The 17,693-nt window shown below is 33.5% G+C and carries 16 protein-coding genes and 3 tRNA genes; 7 read left to right on the forward strand and 12 right to left on the reverse strand.

Annotated elements, in window-relative coordinates:
* The first annotated feature begins 57 nt into the window (after positions 1 to 57).
* The 5 genes from FEM21_RS03865 to FEM21_RS03885 are packed head-to-tail and all read left to right on the forward strand — an operon-like array spanning position 58 to position 5,963.
* Entirely contained in the window at positions 58 to 1,977 is a 1,920-nt protein-coding gene (locus FEM21_RS03865; protein ID WP_035657999.1) for a glycoside hydrolase family 127 protein, read from the forward strand.
* Between the two features lie 18 nt (positions 1,978 to 1,995).
* A complete protein-coding gene (locus tag FEM21_RS03870; protein ID WP_035658002.1) occupies positions 1,996 to 3,240 on the forward strand; it encodes a glycoside hydrolase family 88 protein in 1,245 nt (414 codons plus the stop codon).
* Between the two features lie 37 nt (positions 3,241 to 3,277).
* Positions 3,278 to 4,603: a sugar porter family MFS transporter gene (locus FEM21_RS03875; RefSeq protein ID WP_035658003.1), complete on the forward strand. Its 1,326-nt coding sequence runs from the start codon at positions 3,278 to 3,280 to the stop codon at positions 4,601 to 4,603.
* A gap of 34 nt (positions 4,604 to 4,637) precedes the next feature.
* Positions 4,638 to 5,420: a gluconate 5-dehydrogenase gene (locus FEM21_RS03880; protein ID WP_035658005.1), complete on the forward strand. Its 783-nt coding sequence runs from the start codon at positions 4,638 to 4,640 to the stop codon at positions 5,418 to 5,420.
* 27 nt (positions 5,421 to 5,447) lie between these two features.
* Positions 5,448 to 5,963 (forward strand): cupin domain-containing protein, encoded by a 516-nt coding sequence (locus FEM21_RS03885; RefSeq protein WP_035658007.1) that lies wholly within the window; start codon positions 5,448 to 5,450, stop codon positions 5,961 to 5,963.
* A 139-nt stretch (positions 5,964 to 6,102) separates the two neighbouring features.
* Here the strand turns inward: FEM21_RS03885 and FEM21_RS03890 are convergent.
* From FEM21_RS03890 to FEM21_RS03900, 3 genes are all read right to left on the reverse strand, one after another.
* Positions 6,103 to 6,185 (reverse strand) — tRNA-Leu (locus FEM21_RS03890).
* A 41-nt stretch (positions 6,186 to 6,226) separates the two neighbouring features.
* Positions 6,227 to 6,299, reverse strand: a tRNA-Lys gene (locus FEM21_RS03895).
* A 39-nt stretch (positions 6,300 to 6,338) separates the two neighbouring features.
* Positions 6,339 to 6,411, reverse strand: a tRNA-Lys gene (locus tag FEM21_RS03900).
* Positions 6,412 to 6,538: 127 nt separating this feature from the next.
* On the opposite strand from FEM21_RS03900, the gene FEM21_RS03905 reads away from it, so the two are divergent.
* Positions 6,539 to 7,057 (forward strand): shikimate kinase, encoded by a 519-nt coding sequence (locus tag FEM21_RS03905; protein WP_035658009.1) that lies wholly within the window; start codon positions 6,539 to 6,541, stop codon positions 7,055 to 7,057.
* Here FEM21_RS03905 and FEM21_RS03910 read toward each other — a convergent pair.
* The gene (locus FEM21_RS03910; protein WP_035658012.1) at positions 7,049 to 7,546 is read right to left on the reverse strand and encodes a phosphoribosyltransferase family protein; all 498 of its coding nucleotides are present in this window, start codon (positions 7,544 to 7,546) and stop codon (positions 7,049 to 7,051) included. The two genes, FEM21_RS03905 and FEM21_RS03910, sit on opposite strands and share 9 nt — an antisense overlap.
* Before the next feature lie 121 nt (positions 7,547 to 7,667).
* On the reverse strand, positions 7,668 to 8,072 hold the full coding sequence (locus FEM21_RS03915) for an RNA-binding S4 domain-containing protein (RefSeq protein WP_035658015.1): 405 nt from the start codon (positions 8,070 to 8,072) through the stop codon (positions 7,668 to 7,670).
* A gap of 78 nt (positions 8,073 to 8,150) precedes the next feature.
* Between FEM21_RS03915 and FEM21_RS03920 the strand changes: the two genes are divergently transcribed.
* Positions 8,151 to 9,110 (forward strand): FKBP-type peptidyl-prolyl cis-trans isomerase, encoded by a 960-nt coding sequence (locus tag FEM21_RS03920; protein WP_035658017.1) that lies wholly within the window; start codon positions 8,151 to 8,153, stop codon positions 9,108 to 9,110.
* Between the two features lie 87 nt (positions 9,111 to 9,197).
* On the opposite strand, the gene FEM21_RS03925 is transcribed toward FEM21_RS03920, so the two are convergent.
* The 7 genes from FEM21_RS03925 to FEM21_RS03955 all read right to left on the reverse strand — a co-directional run bounded on the left by FEM21_RS03925 (position 9,198) and on the right by FEM21_RS03955 (position 17,693).
* Positions 9,198 to 9,845 (reverse strand): alpha/beta hydrolase, encoded by a 648-nt coding sequence (locus FEM21_RS03925; protein ID WP_035658019.1) that lies wholly within the window; start codon positions 9,843 to 9,845, stop codon positions 9,198 to 9,200.
* Positions 9,846 to 9,853: 8 nt separating this feature from the next.
* Entirely contained in the window at positions 9,854 to 10,174 is a 321-nt protein-coding gene (locus FEM21_RS03930; protein WP_035658021.1) for a DUF4870 domain-containing protein, read from the reverse strand.
* Positions 10,175 to 10,183: 9 nt separating this feature from the next.
* Positions 10,184 to 11,437, reverse strand: coding sequence for a dihydroorotase (locus FEM21_RS03935; protein ID WP_035658158.1), 1,254 nt, complete (start codon positions 11,435 to 11,437; stop codon positions 10,184 to 10,186).
* A 14-nt stretch (positions 11,438 to 11,451) separates the two neighbouring features.
* Complete coding sequence (locus tag FEM21_RS03940) at positions 11,452 to 13,380, reverse strand: vWA domain-containing protein (RefSeq protein ID WP_035658024.1); 1,929 nt, start codon at positions 13,378 to 13,380, stop codon at positions 11,452 to 11,454.
* A gap of 176 nt (positions 13,381 to 13,556) precedes the next feature.
* Positions 13,557 to 14,906, reverse strand: coding sequence for a DEAD/DEAH box helicase (locus FEM21_RS03945; protein ID WP_035658026.1), 1,350 nt, complete (start codon positions 14,904 to 14,906; stop codon positions 13,557 to 13,559).
* 56 nt (positions 14,907 to 14,962) lie between these two features.
* The gene (locus tag FEM21_RS03950) at positions 14,963 to 16,222 is read right to left on the reverse strand and encodes a YaiO family outer membrane beta-barrel protein (RefSeq protein WP_035658029.1); all 1,260 of its coding nucleotides are present in this window, start codon (positions 16,220 to 16,222) and stop codon (positions 14,963 to 14,965) included.
* A gap of 40 nt (positions 16,223 to 16,262) precedes the next feature.
* Positions 16,263 to 17,693, reverse strand: coding sequence for a glycosyltransferase family 2 protein (locus FEM21_RS03955; protein WP_035658032.1), 1,431 nt, complete (start codon positions 17,691 to 17,693; stop codon positions 16,263 to 16,265).

Consider the following 17,693-nt stretch of genomic DNA (forward strand, 5'->3'; position numbering starts at 1 on the left):
ATAAAACATTAAAACAGCACATTTTAGAAAGTAAAAAGAATAATTAAATAATATATAATGATTAAATATTTAGTGTTTGCGTTGGGGCTTTCGATAAGTATGAATGCACAATCCCATTATCCGGGACAACATAACGGCAAATTAAAATTGGATGATACTAAAAATGCTAAAGTTTTAGCGTTTAATCTTCAGGATGTGAAATTGCTGGATAGTCCTTTTAAGGATAATATGCTGCGTGAAAGTAAATGGATTATGAATATCAGTACCAGTCGTTTACTGCATAGTTTTAGAACTAATGCAGGAGCGTATAGTGGTAATGAAGGAGGTTATTTTGCTGTGGATAAATTAGGAGGCTGGGAGTCGCTGGATTGTGAGCTTAGAGGACATAGTACGGGGCATATACTTTCGGGGTTGGCTCTACTATATGCTTCTACCGGAGAAAGTAAGTATAAAGTGAAATCCGATAGCTTAGTGAACGGTTTAGTTGAGGTGCAAAAGATTTTGAATCAAAAAGGTTATTTAAGTGCGTTTCCGCAAAATTTGATTGACAGAGCAATAGCGGGACAAAAAGTTTGGGCTCCCTGGTACACCCAACACAAATTGTTCTCGGGTTTAATTGACCAATATCTGTACTGTGATAACAAAGAGGCTTTGGAAATTTCTAAAGGTATGGCTGATTGGGCTTATGAAAAATTAAAACCACTTAGTGATGAGCAACGTAAAAAGATGCTCAGAAATGAGTTTGGCGGGATGAACGATTCTTTTTATGCTTTGTATCAAATTACCGGAAATACCAATTATAAATTCCTTGCCGAATATTTTTACCATGAAGAAGCTTTAGATCCGCTTTTGAGCAAAGTGGATAATTTGAATAAAAAACATGCTAATACCTATATCCCAAAACTAATAGGGATTTCCCGTGCTTATGAATTAGAAGGAGGGAATAAAAACCGTGAGATTCCTGAGTTTTTCTGGAATACAGTGGTGGATCATCACAGTTTTGTAACTGGCAGCAATAGTGATAAAGAAAAGTTTTTTGAGCCAGATCATTTATCGGAACATTTAAGTGGTTATACAGGAGAATCCTGTAATGTGTACAATATGCTCAAATTGACCCGCCATTTATACAGTTACAATCCTAAAGTAAAATATGTGGATTATTATGAAAAAGCACTCTACAATCATATCCTTGGACAGCAGGATCCTAAAACTGGGATGGTTGCCTATTTCCTGCCAATGAAAACCGGTGCTCACAAAGTGTATAGTACGCCTGAAAATTCATTTTGGTGTTGTGTGGGTAGTGGCTTTGAGAATCAGGCAAAATACGGAGAGTTTATCTATTACCATGATCAGGGATTGTATGTGAATTTGTTTATTCCTTCCGAATTGAATTGGAAAGAAAAGGGGCTTACTGTAAAACAACAAAGTCGTTTTCCAAATGAAGGTACTACAGAATTAACCCTAAATACTGTCAAGCCTGTAACGATGCCAATAAGTATAAGATATCCGTCTTGGGCAACTGCAGGAGTAGAAGTGAAAATTAATGGAAAGAAACAGCAAGTTAATGCTAAGCCCGGTACTTATATAGTGCTAAACAGAAAATGGGCAGATGGAGACAAAATAGAAGTCGCATTCGAAATGCCAATCAAATTGGTGACTATGGCAGATAATTCTAAAATAGCAGCCGTGACTTATGGACCAGTTGTGTTAGCCGGAAAAATGGGCGCAGAAGGAATGATCGATCCAGCTCCATACAGTAATTCCAAATTATATAACGATTATTATACTTATGATTATCGTATTCCGACTAGTATTTCAAATGATTTAGATTTTTCTGCAAAAAAACTGAGAGATAATATTTCAAAGACAAAAGAAAATGCTCTTGAATTTAAAATTAATGAGACAAATATTGTTTTAGAACCAATATACAATATACATAGAGAACGGTATGTGATTTATTGGAACTTAACAAAATAAAGATTTATAGAGATACTTATGAATTGTAAACAAAAAATAGTCAGCGTTATTGGAGCTTCATTGATGCTGTTGAGTTGTGGGAGAACTGTTAGTGGTTCCAAATTAGAGAAAGCTTTTGATGTAGATGCGCAGTTAACTTATAGTGTCAATCAATCAGCAAATGCTTTAAAATTAATTCCTAATGATGGTAGTAGTATTCCGAGGAATATTCCAGCCGATAGCAAGCAATGGCGTTTTGTGGATTACAAAGACTGGACTTCTGGTTTTTGGCCGGGTGAATTATGGTATTTGTATGAGTTTAGCAGGGATCAAAAATGGGAAGCCGAAGCAGATAAATTTACTAATTATTTAGAACCATTGGCGGTTACTCCGGCTTTAGACCACGATTTAGGATTTCAGGTTTTTAACAGTTATGGCAATGGTTATCGACTGACTAAAAATCCTAAATACAAAGAAATCATTCTTAAAACTGCCGATACTTTAGCTACTCTATTTAATCCTAAAGTAGGAACTATATTATCCTGGCCTCGTGAAGTGCCTAATATGGAATGGCCGCAGCACAATACTATCATGGATAATATGATTAATCTGGAATTGTTGTTTTGGGCCTCTAAAAACGGAGGGGACAAAAAATTATACGATATGGCAGTAAGCCATGCTACGGTAACGATGCAGAATCATTTCAGACCCGATTATACTTCGTATCATGCAGTAGTGTATGATAAGGAAACTGGTAAGAAAATAAAAGGTGTAACTCATCAGGGCTATAGCGATAGCAGTATGTGGGCTCGTGGACAATCCTGGGCAATTTATGGTTACACTATGGTATACAGAGAAACTAAAGACCCTAAGTTTTTGGATTTTGCCCATAAAGTGACCCGTGTTTATTTAGACCGTTTGCCTAAAGATTTGATTCCGTATTGGGATTTTAACGACCCTGTAATTCCTAATACACTAAGGGACGCTTCGGCTGCCGCAGTAGTAGCTTCGGCTCTTCTGGAATTGTCAACCTATACAAAAGACAAGGGGCTGGCTAAAGAATATTTGGATAAGGCAGAAGGAATGTTGAAAGAGCTTTCAGATAATTACCAAAGTAAAAATAAAAATACGGCACTTTTATTACATTCTACAGGACACAAACCTGCTGGTTCTGAAATTGATCATTCCATCATTTATGCCGACTATTATTATGTAGAAGCTTTATTGAGATATAAAAAAATGAAAGAGGGGGAGCAGCCTTTGTTGACATACAAATTCAATTAAAGATTAAAAATTAACCAATCAAAAAACTAAAATTAAAATGAAAAATAAAAAAATACTGTACTGGTCTATCGTTGTGGCATTAGCCGGTTTTTTATTCGGTTTTGACACTGTGGTAATTTCAGGAGCTGATAAACAATTACAGGAATTATGGGGCTCTTCTGATTTATATCACGGATTAGTAGTCATGTCATCGGCTTTGTGGGGAACGGTTATCGGTGCTATTTTTGGAGCTATTCCAACGAATGCTTTGGGAAGAAAAAAAACTTTACTATTAATTGGGGTTTTGTTTTTCCTTTCGGCTGTGGGAACAGCATTTGCAACTAATTCGATCATCTTCTCGGTTTTCCGGTTTTTAGGAGGTTTGGGAATTGGAGCTTCAACAATCGCAGCACCAACCTATGTTTCCGAAATTGCTCCGGCAAAAGACAGAGGAAAGTTGGTGGCATTGTACCAATTCAATATCGTTTTTGGAATTCTGATTGCCTTTTTGTCTAATTATTTATTACAGGATATAGGTGAAAATTCCTGGCGTTGGATGCTGGGAGTTCAGGCTGCACCGGCATTGATTTATAGTTTATTGGTTTTTGGAATTCCGGAAAGTCCGCGTTGGGTTTTCGAATATTTAAAAGACCGTGAAAGTGCTATTGCTATCTTAAAACAGGTAAATACCCATGACGAAGTTGCTGTAGAAATTGTGGCAATGGAAAATGAAAGTCAAAAAGAAGTTGTGGATGAGTCTATTTTTATGAAAAAATACAGAAAACCTCTGTTGCTAGCCTTGTTTATTGCCTTGTTCAATCAGTTTTCAGGAATAAATGCCTTTTTGTATTATGCGCCCCGTATTTTCGAATTGGCAGGTTTAGAAAAATCGGCTTCTTTTTTCAGCAGTATAGGAATTGGAGTGGTGAACTTAATTTTTACATTGATAGGAATTTCGTTGATTGATAAATACGGAAGAAAAACCCTGATGTATTTAGGCTCCTTTGGTTATGTGTTGTCACTAGGTTTAGTAACACTCGCATTTTATAATGAGTGGAAAGGTATGGCTGTACCGGTATTCTTCTTCTTATTTATTGCTTCTCATGCCGTAGGGCAAGGATCGGTAATTTGGGTTTTCATTTCCGAATTATTTCCTAATAAACTCAGAGCGGCAGGAACTTCATTTGGAACTTCGGTTCACTGGGTTTTGGCAGCGTTGATTCCTTCGTTTATTCCGTTTTTGTTCAAAGAAATTGGAGCCACAACCGTATTTAGTATTTTTTGTCTAATGATGGTTTGGCAATTATTATGGGTCTTCTTCAAGATGCCTGAAACCAAAGGAAAAACCTTAGAAGAATTATCAGAAAGTTTAGCAACGAAATAATAGAAACTAACACAATAACTATAATATAAAAACAATGAATTTATTTGATTTAACAGGGAAAACAGCCCTTATTACCGGTGGTGTTCATGGATTAGGAATGGCAATGGCCAAAGGATTAGGTTATGCAGGAGCTAAAATTGTAGTAAATGATCTTTCTCAGGAAAACTTAGATAAAGCAATTGCCGAATACAAGTCAGAAGGATTAGAAGCATATGGTTATCTATTTGATGTGACTGATGAAGCGGCTGTAATTGCTGCAATCAAAAAAATTGAAGTAGAAGTAGGAGCAATTGATATCTTAATCAATAATGCAGGGATAATTAAAAGAACTCCTATGATCGAAATGGAAGTAAAAGATTTTGCTGCAGTAATAAATGTTGATTTGATAAGTCCTTTCATTGTTTCTAAAAATGTTGCCAAAGGAATGATCGAGCGTGGCGGTGGTAAAATCATTAATATCTGTTCGATGATGAGCGAATTAGGTCGTGATTCTGTAAGTGCTTATGCTGCTGCAAAAGGAGGCTTGAAAATGCTTACTAAAAACATGGCTACCGAATTGGCTAAATTTAATATTCAGATAAATGGTATTGGTCCGGGTTATTTTGCAACTAGTCAAACGGCTCCAATTAGAGTCGATGGACATCCTTTTAATGAATTTATTATTAGCAGAACACCTGCAAATCGTTGGGGAGACCCTGATGATTTACAAGGTGCGGCTATCTTTTTATCTTCTAAAGCAAGTGATTTTGTAAACGGACATATTCTTTATGTAGATGGCGGAATTTTGGCTACCATTGGTAAACCATCTAATGAGTAATTTTTTAAAAACTTTAAAATACTAAGAATGAATTTCGATACAGCTGAGGTAATTGATAAAAAAGTAATTTTCGAACAGATTGAAACAGCATTAAAAAAAGAAAATTTTACAGTTGTTAATAAAGATGAAACCCGTCCCTGGGGAGGTTTTTTTGTAATTGATGAGGATCAGGCAGCTGTTTTTGCGGCAAAGTTCTTTCCGCATCTAAAAATGGATGCTATAAAAATTACCAATAAACTAAGTCCTAAGATTTTAGTGGTTGCACCTCAAAAACGTTTGTCCTGGCAGTATCATTTTCGCAGAGCAGAAATCTGGAAAATTCTGACTGGAATTGTGGGGGTGAAAACCAGTACTACCGATGAAGAAGGGGAAATTCAACAGCTAACTCCGGGAACTTTTATCCAAATGGATAAAGGCGAACGCCATAGGTTGATTGGATTAGATTCCTGGGGGATAATAGCTGAAATTTGGCAACATACCGACCCTGAAAATCCTTCTGACGAAGATGATATTGTACGTCTTCAGGATGATTTTGGAAGATAATAAAAAAAGCGAGTTTTAAACTCGCTTTTTTTATTATTAAAAACAATGATAATCTTGAATGTCGAAATAATGTCGGAATTTTGAAAATGAAAAACCCTTGTTTTGTATTGATAACAAGGATTTAACACTTTTTTAAGAGTGACCACGGTGGGATTTGAACCCACACGCCCTTGCGAGCACCACCCCCTCAAGATGGCGAGTCTACCGTTTCTCCACGTGGCCTAAAAATAAAAAAGGTTAAGTAAAAATTACTTAACCTTTTGTGACCCGACTGGGGCTCGAACCCAGGACCCCATCATTAAAAGTGATGTGCTCTACCAACTGAGCTATCGAGTCATTGCATCAGAGAACGTTTTTTTCAAGTGAGTCACTTTGTGACCCGACTGGGGCTCGAACCCAGGACCCCATCATTAAAAGTGATGTGCTCTACCAACTGAGCTATCGAGTCTTGCATCGTTCCCTGATTGCGGGTGCAAATATAAGGCGTTTTTTTTATTATTTCCAAGCTATTTTATTATAAATTTGTCTTTTTTTAATAATAAATTTTAACACCTTAGTTTATAGGGTTTTATTCTATGAAGAAAATTGTACTGTTAGGTTATATGGGTTGCGGAAAGTCAACTATTGCCAAAGAATTATCTAAAAAACTTGAAATTCCTTTTATTGATTTGGATGAATTTATCGAAAAAAAGGTAAAAATGACCATCAAAACCATATTTGCTGATAAAGGAGAAATCTATTTTAGAAAATTAGAACACGAATGTTTCGTAGAATTGTTGAATTTTCCTGAAGCTATTATTATTGGATTAGGAGGAGGAACTCCTTGTTATGCCAATAACCATGAATTATTAAAAGGTGATAATGTGTTATCTATTTATTTAAAAGCATCAATAGATACACTTGTAGAGAGATTGTCTTTAAATAAGAGCAATAGACCCCTTATCGCAAACAAAAATGATGATGAGATGAAAGAGTTTATTGCTACCCATTTATTTGAAAGAAGTTTTTATTACAATCAGGCGCAGCATAGCGTTGCTGTAGATCAAAGAACAATCGAAGAGACTGTAGAAGATATTCTGAAAATTTTAGCTTAACCAGGCGTAGCTATTGTCTTCGTCAAATTCTACTCCTACATGTTCCAGTAAAGATGTAGAAAGTGAAATTCCTTTGAAATCGGCTTTTACAGGATATTTTTTATGATTACGGTCTACTAAAACGGCTGTTTTGAATTTTTTCAAAGGCACATCCAAAAAATGCTTCACTGCATAAATTAAGGTTGTGCCTGAATTTAAAACATCATCTATAAGGATTAAGCCTTTATTAGCATACTCTTCGGCAGGAATAGAGGTTTCTATTTTAAGTTTAGGATTTTGTTTATCCATTTTAACTTCGCACAAAATCACTTTCAGATTAGAAATGGTTTTTAGTTCCTGAGCAATTTTTTCGGCAAATACGTAGCCTTTACTAGCAATTCCGGCAAGTACTACTTCTTCTTCGTCTATAAAGGTTTCGTAGATTTGGTAAGCAATACGCTTTGTTTTATGTTTGATTTCCTGATCTGTTAGAATGATATTTTTGCTCATAAGTTTGTTTTTTTGCTAATATAACTAATTTAAATTCCAATAAGAAAATCCCAAATTCCAAAATTTCAGGATAAAAAATCAAAGTTGAATCTATGTTTCTAAAGTTAGAATTTGTAATTTTTTAAAAATTGGAATTTAAATCATCTTCTTCGTCTTCGTGGATTTCATTTCCATAATCATCAATGTCTCTTCTGTCTTTTTTAGTTGGTCGTCCAGTCCCGCTTTTTCGATAATGCTCTTTCGATAATTTTAGTAATTCTAAATGCTGATAAACTTCGGCCGGAGTATCATTTCTTCTATAAATATCAACTAATTTGGCACCCACACGATTCTCGGGAATGTCTAAAACGGTGATAATTTGAGTAATTTGGTCTTTTCTAAAAGTAATTTTATCGGTAGGAAAAACTTCTTTGGATGGTTTGGCAACTACGCCATTTACCGTGATATGATTTTTTTTACAGGCTTCGGTTACCATATTACGAGTCTTGTAATATCGAACACACCATAAATATTTATCTATTCGCATAAAATTTATAAAATCGGAGTTAAATAGTTTACAAAAATAAATCAATATTGTATCTTGCGCACTTAAAATTCAGCTATAATGAACAAATTTAAGTATTATTTTATTTTAATAATTGCAAGTGTCTTTTTATTTTCATGTTCGAAAGACGATAACTCTATTGAGCAAGTACCTCTTAGAGATTATGGAGAACAATTTAAAGCAGATAACGATAGTATTGAAAAATATTTAAATACTCATTATATTGAAGAGATAGTTAATGCGCCTGGAGAAATAAGAGATCAGGATGTTAAGTTGACTAAAATTCCTGAAGGAGGAACTCAGGTATCTATAATGTCACTTTTAAATAGGCCTATTTTTCCAAAACTATTAAAAAAGACTGTTTCGCTACACGATATTACATATGAAGTTTATTATTTGGTTTTAAGGGAGGGAATTGGACAAAGACCAACTAATACCGATGGAGTATTTGCTGCATATAAAGGAATGTTATTCGATGGTACTGTTTTTGATCAATCTACTAATCCTCAAGGATTATATAATTTAGATGGTATAACACAATCACCAGGAATCCCGGTTATTAGAGGTTGGGCTGAAGTTTTTCCTGAATTTAGAACAGGAAAATACGATGAATCAGGTTTAGGAGACGGAACTTTAGTTTATACTGATTTCGGAGCTGGAGTAATGTTTTTACCATCAGGTTTAGCTTATTACTCAGGTAGTGGTGCTATCCCGGCATATACCCCGATATTATTTAATATTAAATTATATGAACTAAAACGATTTGATCATGATAATGATGGTATTCCAGATTATCTTGAAGATATTGATGGAGATAATTATCTAAGAGTTACAGATGATACTGATGGGGATGGAATTCCTGATTATTTAGATATTGATGATGATGGGGATGGATTTACTACAAGATCAGAAATAACCATAAATGGTGTTCTTACACCTTTTGAATCAATTCCTGATTGTAGTGGAAATACAACTGATACAAACAGAAAAAGAAAACACTTAGATAAAAATTGTCATTAGAAAATAAGTGTCATAAAAAATAGAAAATCCCGTCTCGTTTTAGAACAAGACGGGATTTTTAGTATAATAATGTTGTTTTCGAAAAAATTAATGTTGTATCAGCCAGTTTTTAAAATCACTAAACTCTTGTGGGGAAACTCCGTGACCAATAGGATATTCATTGTAAACGGATTCTACAGATAGACTATTTAAAAAAGGCTTGGTTTTTCGAGCCCATTCTATTGGGATTACCTGATCTACTGTTCCATGAGCTGCAAATACTTTTAGATTTGAAAAATCATTATTCTTATAATTTTCTTCAAATATAGGTTCGCTAACATAACCGCTTAAAGCAATTACTTTTTGAACTTTTTCAGGATGCGAAAGTGCAATAGCATAACTCAAAATAGCGCCTTGGCTAAAACCTAAAAGACTTACATTGTTTTTATCAATTGGATAATTGGCAATCAATTCTTCGATAAATTTTGCAATTAAATCGCGAGATAATTTGGCTTGCTCGTGGTCAGAAAATTTATTTTCGTTGGCGTCAAAATTAATAGCATACCAGGCATAGCTTCCGTATTGTAAGTCATAAGGAGCGCGTGCTGATATTACATAATATTCTTCAGGTAATTCAGACGCAAAGGAGAATAAATCGGCTTCGTTGCTTCCGTAACCGTGTAATAAAAGTAATAAAGGATTCTTGTCTAATTTTATTTTTGGTTCTCTAATGAGAAATTCGAGAGATAAATTCATTTTTTAAATTAAACGTTTTTAAATATTTTTTGAAATTGTTCTCCTAAAAGAGGAATAGGTTTCATTTGTCCTTGTAAAGCTCCCAGAAATCCGTATATCCAAAGGATAAAATAAAAGATGTAAAAAGCCGAAGAAATAGTCCAGCTATCAAAATATCCGATAAAATATCCAATTAAAAAGAACGATAAAAAGATACCTAATGTTTGACGGATATGGAATGAAGCAAAAGGGTATTTCTTATCATTGTTCATAAAAAGAGCTATTACTGCTCCTATAATGGTAAAATAACTAATAATAGCTATGTTTTTACTTTCTTTATCTGGATTCATAGTGTTCTATTAGCTTAAAATTAATTGACTTTGGTTTACAATTCCATAGGCTTTTCCTTTGGTTTCCATTCCTAAAAAAGCAGCGTTTTTTGATTTGGATAAAATAGCTTCCTTGGTAAAAGTATCTTCACCTTCAGGATTAAATAAGCTAATATTCGCTTTTATTCCTTCTTTTATTGGAGTGTTTTCGATTCCAAATACTGTTTTACCAGCAGTTAATTTTTCGATTACTTTTTCTAATGGTAGTACTTTAGTTAAAGATTTAAAAGCGCTTTCTAAACCAATAGTACCATTTTTAGCCATATCAAATTCCATTTTCTTGTGTTCAATATCAATAGGATTATGGTCAGAAGTTATCATATCGATAGTGTTGTCCAGAATTCCGGCTAGTAAAGCTTGTCTGTCTTCCTCTGTTCTTAGTGGCGGAGTAACTTTGTAACGAGTGTCAAAATTATCCAGTTTTTCATCAGTCATCGTTAAATGATGAACTGTTACACTACAGCTTACGTTTAATCCTTTGGCTTTAGCTTCTTTTATTAAAGCAACTGATTTTGCTGTAGAAATTGTCGGAATATGTAATTTTCCGCCTGTATATTCGAGTAAAAATAAATTGCGGGCTACTTGTAATTCTTCAGCAAGATTAGGAATTCCTTTCAGTCCTAAACGTGTAGAAACAATTCCTTCGTTGACAACTCCATGTCCTTTAATATTGGAATCCTGAGAATAAGCAATCACTAATCCGTTAAAATCCTGAGTGTATTGCAGGGCAATTTTTAGCAAATTGGCATTTTCGAAACTTTTATTGTAATCACCAAAAGCAATCGCTCCGGCTTGTTGCATATCGTATAATTCAGCCATATCTTTTCCTTCGGCATTTTTAGTTAATGAACCAATAGGATAAAGTGTTGTAGCATGATTTAAAGCTTTAGTTTTTACAAAATTAATTTGCGACTGATTATCGATTACAGGTAAAGAATTAGGCTGCAAAGCAATTCCGGTAAAACCACTTTTTGCAGCAACATTTAATCCATTTGCAATAGTTTCGCGGTCTTCAAAACCAGGTTCGCCAAGAGAAACGCTACTGTCAAACCAGCCTTGGGAAACATGAAGATTATCTAATTTTAATTCTTCGGCATCGTTAGTATTAGCTAAATCAGTTCCAATTTTTTCAATTAATCCATCTACAATTAAAATATCTACCGTTTGATTATTAAAAGAACTTTGAGGGTCGATAATTTTGGCGTTTCGGATAATTAGTTTCATATATAGAGAATATTTTATTTCAGGAATTTTATAATTGCCATTTCGCATACCAGAAAGAGCAGTGCAAAGATAACAAACCATTTCCAAAGTTGATTATCCATTCGGTTGGTTTGTAAGCTATGAAAAACGCTTTCTATAGATTCGGCTGTATTGTAATCAGATAAAATAGTTTTATCAGGAGAATTCAAATTACTTTCTGTTCGATTGTAGTTAAAACTAATATTTTCTACCCATTTTTTTTGATTCAAAATTTCAAAATTTCCGGCTTCCAATGGTAAATCATTAAAAGTCATTTTAACTTTTGAATTCATAATTTGCTGAATAGGAATAAATTGTTCGATACTGTTTTTTACTTCTAAAATAGCGTCTTTTGCTAAGGAAGCTTCAACAAAAAATGGATTTTGGTTTCCAATAATAAGTGCATTTATTCCGTTGTTTTTATTAAATAAAGCCATTTTATAAAATGTAGGAACAATTAATGGGGATTGTTGAAAATTAGAATTTTGATTATTAATTGGTGCCGAAAAAACAGCAACAGCGCCATTTTGAGTTTGTAAAATGCTTAAAAAAGCAGTTTGGTCATCATAAATTAAAGCTGCTGGATTTGCATTAGCAATAGCAAAAGAAGTTTTAGTAGAAGGATATTGAAAATTAGAAATCTTATTTTCAAAAACACCTGAAAATAAAGGATGATCGAAGTTGATTTTAGTAATTAACTTTTCGACGTTTTCTAATGATTTGAATTGAATGTTACCAAAATTTCCTAAAAAAGTATTTAAGGCTGTAATTGTACTTTTTGCTGAAGGAATCACAATTAGATTGCCGCCTTTTTGAACAAAAGATTTTAACGTAATTTGTAAAGCTTGCGGAATTTCGTCTAATTCGTTCAGGATAATAACATCTTGTTTTTCGAGGCTGTTGTAGTCTAAGGAAGCAATTTCTGAATTAGTGTAAATAAACTCATCATTAGTGTAAATTCGGCTTAGAAATTGATTTTTTGTAGCTTCGCCAATACTAATAACTGTGGTCTTTTTTTCTTTGGCTATGCTAAAATAATAGTTGTTGTCATAAGTCAATCCATTATCAGAAATCGTTACATAACCGTGAAATTCTTGTTTTGGAATGCTGAATTGTAATGTTTTTTTAGAAGTTTCTATATTAGAAACTGTTTTTGCAATTAGTTTATTTTGATTGTAAATCGCTACCGAAACAGGTTTTATATCAGTGCCAAAACCAGATAATTTTACATTAACGTCATAAAAATCATTGGTGGTTTCATTGATAAAAACACTATCAATTGAAATATTATTTTTTTGTTCTGCTTTGGGAATAATAAAATAGCTGCTATTATTCTTGTCAATATTTTGAAGCTGTTTTTGGTTTATCCCAATAGCATCAGTAATGATAATAACATCTTTTTTAGCATTGGTTTGATGTGCATTTATTTTGCTTAATAAATGATTTAGTTCAAAAGGAACAGCGCTGTATTTTAAATTTTGTAACGTATTTCTAATTGATTTAATATCGGTATTCCAATAACTTTCGGTATTGGTTAGTAACGAAAAATTAGTGTTTTCAGGTGTGTTTTCCAGTAATTCCTGTACCGCTCTTTTTAGCAATTCGCCTTGTTTTCCTTTGGCTTGCATACTAAAGGAATTATCCAGAATAATATACATTTCGTTCAGACTGTTTTTACTGTCTTTGGCTTTAAAAAAAGGCTGAGCGAATGCTAAAATGATAAATGTTAGTAATAATAAACGGGTACAAAGAAGTAACCACTTTTTTAATTGGGAACTTTTTCGGGTTTGGATAGAAATCGATTGTAAGAACTGAACATTGGTAAAATATTCTTTTTTAAACCGACGAAACTGAAATAAATGAACCAAAACAGGTACAATCAATAAAAAAAGAAAGTATAAAATTTCAGGATGTTTGAATTGCATTCTTGATTTTGGTTTTATTTAGTTCCAAAAATACAAATTTGTAAACAGTTGTAAGTTTTTACAAAGTAATTTTTTAGAATTCAGCTTGCAGAATGCAAAAGCAAAAAAGCAGATTTCAAATTATACTTAATCTGAAATCTGCTTTCTGATGACTGTTTTCTGCCTTCCTGAATAGTTTATTTTTTTTTCTTCTTTTTAGCAGCCTGGTTTTTCAACATATTTCTATTGACAGAACCATGCGTTTTTTTCTTTGTTTTAGAAGGTCCTCCAAGATTTACTTTTGTATTCTTTTTAGCCTTTTCGTGAAAAGCAGCTCCGCCTTCAATTTTAGGTTTTTTCATTAAAAACTTAATGGGCTGTTTATCTTTTTCAGGACCAATTAGTTTATCTGAGATTCCAACTTCTTCAGGAAAATCTTCAATTTCTAATTCCATATCCATTAATACTTCGGCTTCTACTTTAGCATCTTCTTCGCGTGGCGAAATAAAACTAATCGCAGTTCCTGTAGCATCAGCACGACCGGTACGACCTATACGGTGCATGTACAATTCGGCAAATTCTGGCATTTCAAAATTGATTACATGAGTAATATTCGAAATGTCTAAACCTCTCGCCATAATATCAGTAGTGATCAATCCGCGAAGATTGCCTTCCTGAAATTCTGCCATTGTATTCAAACGGTAATTTTGAGATTTATTCGAATGAATAACACCAAATTGCCCGTCAAAATCTTCTTCAATGCGTTCGTGAAGCATGTCAGAAATCTTTTTGTTATTTACAAAAATCAAAACCCGACTCATGTCTTCGTTGGTTTCCAATAAATGTTTTAATAAATTGACTTTGGTATTAAAATTAGGAACATTATAAGTAATCTGTTTGATGTTCTCTAATGGAGTTCCCGATGCTGAAAGTGTTACTTCTTCCGGATAATCAAAATAATCGTTCAGGATAGCATCGACTTCATCAGTCATTGTAGCCGAAAATAGAATGTTTTGACGTTTTTTAGGCATCATTGCTAATAATGCTGTAAGCTGAACTCTGAAACCTAAGTTTAGCATTTCGTCAAATTCGTCAATGACTAATTTTTGAGTATCTTCAAAACGAACTACATTGTCAAGTGCTAAATCCATTGTTCTTCCGGGAGTTCCCACAAGAATATCTGAACCTTCGTAAACCGTTTTTTTCTGTGTATTGATATTCACACCACCAAAAATTCCGATGGTTCGAATAGACATAAACTGCGTTAGTTTTTCTATTTCTTCTACAACCTGAACAACCAATTCTCTGGTGGGAACCAGAATGACAATTTTAGGTGTATGTGTGGTACTAAACTTATACTGTTTTAGTAATGGTAATAAATAAGCAAAAGTTTTACCTGTTCCGGTTTGCGCAATTCCCATCATATCTCTTCCTGACATAATTACAGAGAAAGATTTTTCCTGGATAGGAGTAGGAGTGGAGAATCCTAATTCATCAATTGCTTTTTGTAATGATTTAGGAAGATTGAATTGCTCGAAAGTGGCCATAAAACGTATATTTTGTGCAAAGATAGTCTTTTTAAAAACAAACGTTCAATATATGCTTATTTGAATCTTAAATCCCAGGAAACTGTAAGTGAATAAACCCAAAAATAATTTCCAGGATTGAAGCTTATTTCCTGATGCGCTACATCAAATTGAGCGCTCCAGGCATTTTTATTTTTATGAGTGGTAAAAAAGTAACCTACATTTAAACGTTCTGTTTTTAAATTTACAATAGGTGTATCATTGGTGCTAAATATAAACTGATTCACTTCGGGAGAAGTTCCCATGCTGAAGGTGAAACTTAAATAATTATCGGCATTGCTGCGGTATTTTCTATAGTTGATAGCTCCTGATGTACTGGTATTGCCATCAATAGGTGTGAAATAAGGACGTAATGACCAATAACTATTTCCTGTGTACCAACCAATGGAACCTGTATAAATACTGGTATTTGTACTGTATTTTAAATTTCTAAAACCTGCCGAAATTTCTAAACCATGTGGTAACGATTTGTACAATTCAGCGCCATATTTTAAATCAGGAAAAATAGGAGAATCAGCAAAACCTAGATTTATGTAAGCATAAAGTCCTTTGGTAATTTTAGGATATAAATCAAATTCTAGCTGAGAACCATTCTCATTAAATCGTCGGTTAAAATTATATTTTGCAATGATATTTCCGTATTTAGTTTGTTTACCATAACTAAAAGTATAGTATTGCATTGGATCGAAAACTTTAGAATACACATCAACAGCAGCTTTTAGACCAACAGAGTTTGTGAATGCTGTATTGCCTAATTCAGTTAAGAATTCTTGTGCTTTTTGATCATCGGGATTTTGAATTAATACCTCTTTGATAGTGTTTTTAGCTTCAACGGTATTGTTAGTGTTTTTTAGCGCTGTAGCTTTTAAAAGCAGTAATTCAGCATCATTAGGAAATAATTTTAAGGCTTTTTTAGTCATTTCGACTGCTTCAAAATGTGCTTCACTCCAGGATTCATTCTTAATAGCTGCAATCCAGTTATCTTTGTTTTCGGGAGCTTTTTCGATAACATAAGCAAATTCTTTTCGTGCTTTTTTGTAATCGCCATCCCAGGCATAAGTTGATGCTAAAAAAGAACGGACATCATGATATTCAGGATATTTATTCAGAACATTCAATAAAGTGTCCTGCGCTTGTTTTCGATGCTGATTAAAAGCTAGTTGCCGAGCTGTTTCTAAAGAAACATCCGGATCTCCTTTGTAACCTTGTGCTTGTATTTGGAAAAAGCAAATCAATGTAAATAGTAAAGTTAATTTGATAACGGGCTTGTTTATCATTATTCTGATTCTTTTGAGTTTGATGTTTTTTGGAATTAATTTAATTGCTGCTCATTCCTTTTCGGGTCATTTCGCCCCATTTGATTGATTTATTAAAATAATAATCAAAATTACCTTTTATAGCGGCATATAAAATAAAAGGATGGTTCAATATTGGCTCAGTAAAAGCGGTTTTAATAAGCTGTTTTCCCATTCCTCTTTTAGTATATTGATGATAAGTAAGTTCTTCGGCAATAATAGTAATAATCGAAAATAATACGGTAAAAAGATAAGCAACAATAAGAAATAAAACGGCATAATCCCACACTACATTATTTGTTACAATGAGTAGTAAAAAGTAAAAAAGACCAAGTACTTCTATAATAGGAGCTAACCTTTCGAATAAAAACCAATACGGATAACTAAGTATTCCTAATGAATTGTATTTAGGATTAAATCCAATTTTTTTATGTTTTTTAAGTGTTTCAATAGTTCCACGAGTCCAGCGGTTTCTTTGTGAAATAAAAATTTTGTAATTATCCGGCGCTTCTGTCCAGCATAACGGATCAGGAATGTAGGCTACTTTGTATTTGGCTTTTTTCTCTTCCATGTAGCGTCTCATTCGTACAATAATTTCCATGTCTTCACCCACGGTTTTGGTATCATAACCGCCTACTTCAAGTGCGATTTTTTTATCGAATAAGCCAAAAGCTCCCGAGATAACTAATAATCCGTTGAGTTTGCTCCATGCCATTCGACCTAAAAGAAAAGCTCTTAAATATTCAAGAATTTGTCCTCTTACAATGCTATTTTTAGGGAAATTAATGTCTAATAATTTTCCGTCTTTTATAATGCAGGAATTGGCAATTCTAATCACACCGCCTGCGGCAATAACTTTGTGGTCAGTAGCTTCAAGAAAAGGTTTGATCATTTTTTGCAAAGAATCTTCCAGCAGTAAACAATCAACATCAATGCAGGCTACATATTTATTGGTACTGATATTTAATCCTAAATTTAGTGCATCCGCTTTTCCGCCATTTTCTTTGTCTACTACAATTAATTTTTCAAAAGCTGGATTGGTCGATTTAAAAACGCCTTTTCGAAGCGGTTTAGTAGCTACCTGATTATTGATTAAATAATCGACTTTTACCAAATCATAAGCTTCGATGAGTTTTTCTAAAGTGTCGTCTTTACTACCGTCATTTATTATAATTACATCATAATTTACATAATGGTTTGAAAGTAAGGAACGCACATTTTCTACAATATTTAAACTTTCATTATAAGCCGGAGCAATAATAGAAATGGATGGCGAGATAGATGAAGATAAGATTTCGGTGTAATTTACGAAGCTGTTTTTCTTCATGTAATTGACCGTTTCAAAAGCAGAAATTATCGCTAAAATAATGTACGATGAAATAGCAGCAATTGCAAAACCAAAAAAGATATAATCAAAAAAGTTGATAAGTTGTTCCGGTAAATTTAGCATCAT

The organism is Flavobacterium seoulense (assembly GCF_000695795.1).
In the GTDB taxonomy this organism is placed as follows: Bacteria; Bacteroidota; Bacteroidia; order Flavobacteriales; family Flavobacteriaceae; genus Flavobacterium; species Flavobacterium seoulense.

Excerpts from the sequence above, each read along its gene's own strand:
- FEM21_RS03865 (WP_035657999.1), top strand. The coding sequence starts at position 58 with ATGATTAAATATTTAGTGTTTGCGTTGGGGCTTTCGATAAGTATGAAT.
- FEM21_RS03870 (WP_035658002.1), top strand. The coding sequence starts at position 1,996 with ATGAATTGTAAACAAAAAATAGTCAGCGTTATTGGAGCTTCATTGATG.
- FEM21_RS03875 (WP_035658003.1), top strand. The coding sequence starts at position 3,278 with ATGAAAAATAAAAAAATACTGTACTGGTCTATCGTTGTGGCATTAGCC.
- FEM21_RS03880 (WP_035658005.1), top strand. The coding sequence starts at position 4,638 with ATGAATTTATTTGATTTAACAGGGAAAACAGCCCTTATTACCGGTGGT.
- FEM21_RS03885 (WP_035658007.1), top strand. The coding sequence starts at position 5,448 with ATGAATTTCGATACAGCTGAGGTAATTGATAAAAAAGTAATTTTCGAA.
- FEM21_RS03905 (WP_035658009.1), top strand. The coding sequence starts at position 6,539 with ATGAAGAAAATTGTACTGTTAGGTTATATGGGTTGCGGAAAGTCAACT.
- FEM21_RS03910 (WP_035658012.1), bottom strand. The coding sequence starts at position 7,546 with ATGAGCAAAAATATCATTCTAACAGATCAGGAAATCAAACATAAAACA.
- FEM21_RS03915 (WP_035658015.1), bottom strand. The coding sequence starts at position 8,072 with ATGCGAATAGATAAATATTTATGGTGTGTTCGATATTACAAGACTCGT.
- FEM21_RS03920 (WP_035658017.1), top strand. The coding sequence starts at position 8,151 with ATGAACAAATTTAAGTATTATTTTATTTTAATAATTGCAAGTGTCTTT.
- FEM21_RS03925 (WP_035658019.1), bottom strand. The coding sequence starts at position 9,845 with ATGAATTTATCTCTCGAATTTCTCATTAGAGAACCAAAAATAAAATTA.
- FEM21_RS03930 (WP_035658021.1), bottom strand. The coding sequence starts at position 10,174 with ATGAATCCAGATAAAGAAAGTAAAAACATAGCTATTATTAGTTATTTT.
- FEM21_RS03935 (WP_035658158.1), bottom strand. The coding sequence starts at position 11,437 with ATGAAACTAATTATCCGAAACGCCAAAATTATCGACCCTCAAAGTTCT.
- FEM21_RS03940 (WP_035658024.1), bottom strand. The coding sequence starts at position 13,380 with ATGCAATTCAAACATCCTGAAATTTTATACTTTCTTTTTTTATTGATT.
- FEM21_RS03945 (WP_035658026.1), bottom strand. The coding sequence starts at position 14,906 with ATGGCCACTTTCGAGCAATTCAATCTTCCTAAATCATTACAAAAAGCA.
- FEM21_RS03950 (WP_035658029.1), bottom strand. The coding sequence starts at position 16,222 with ATGATAAACAAGCCCGTTATCAAATTAACTTTACTATTTACATTGATT.
- FEM21_RS03955 (WP_035658032.1), bottom strand. The coding sequence starts at position 17,693 with ATGATGCTAAATTTACCGGAACAACTTATCAACTTTTTTGATTATATC.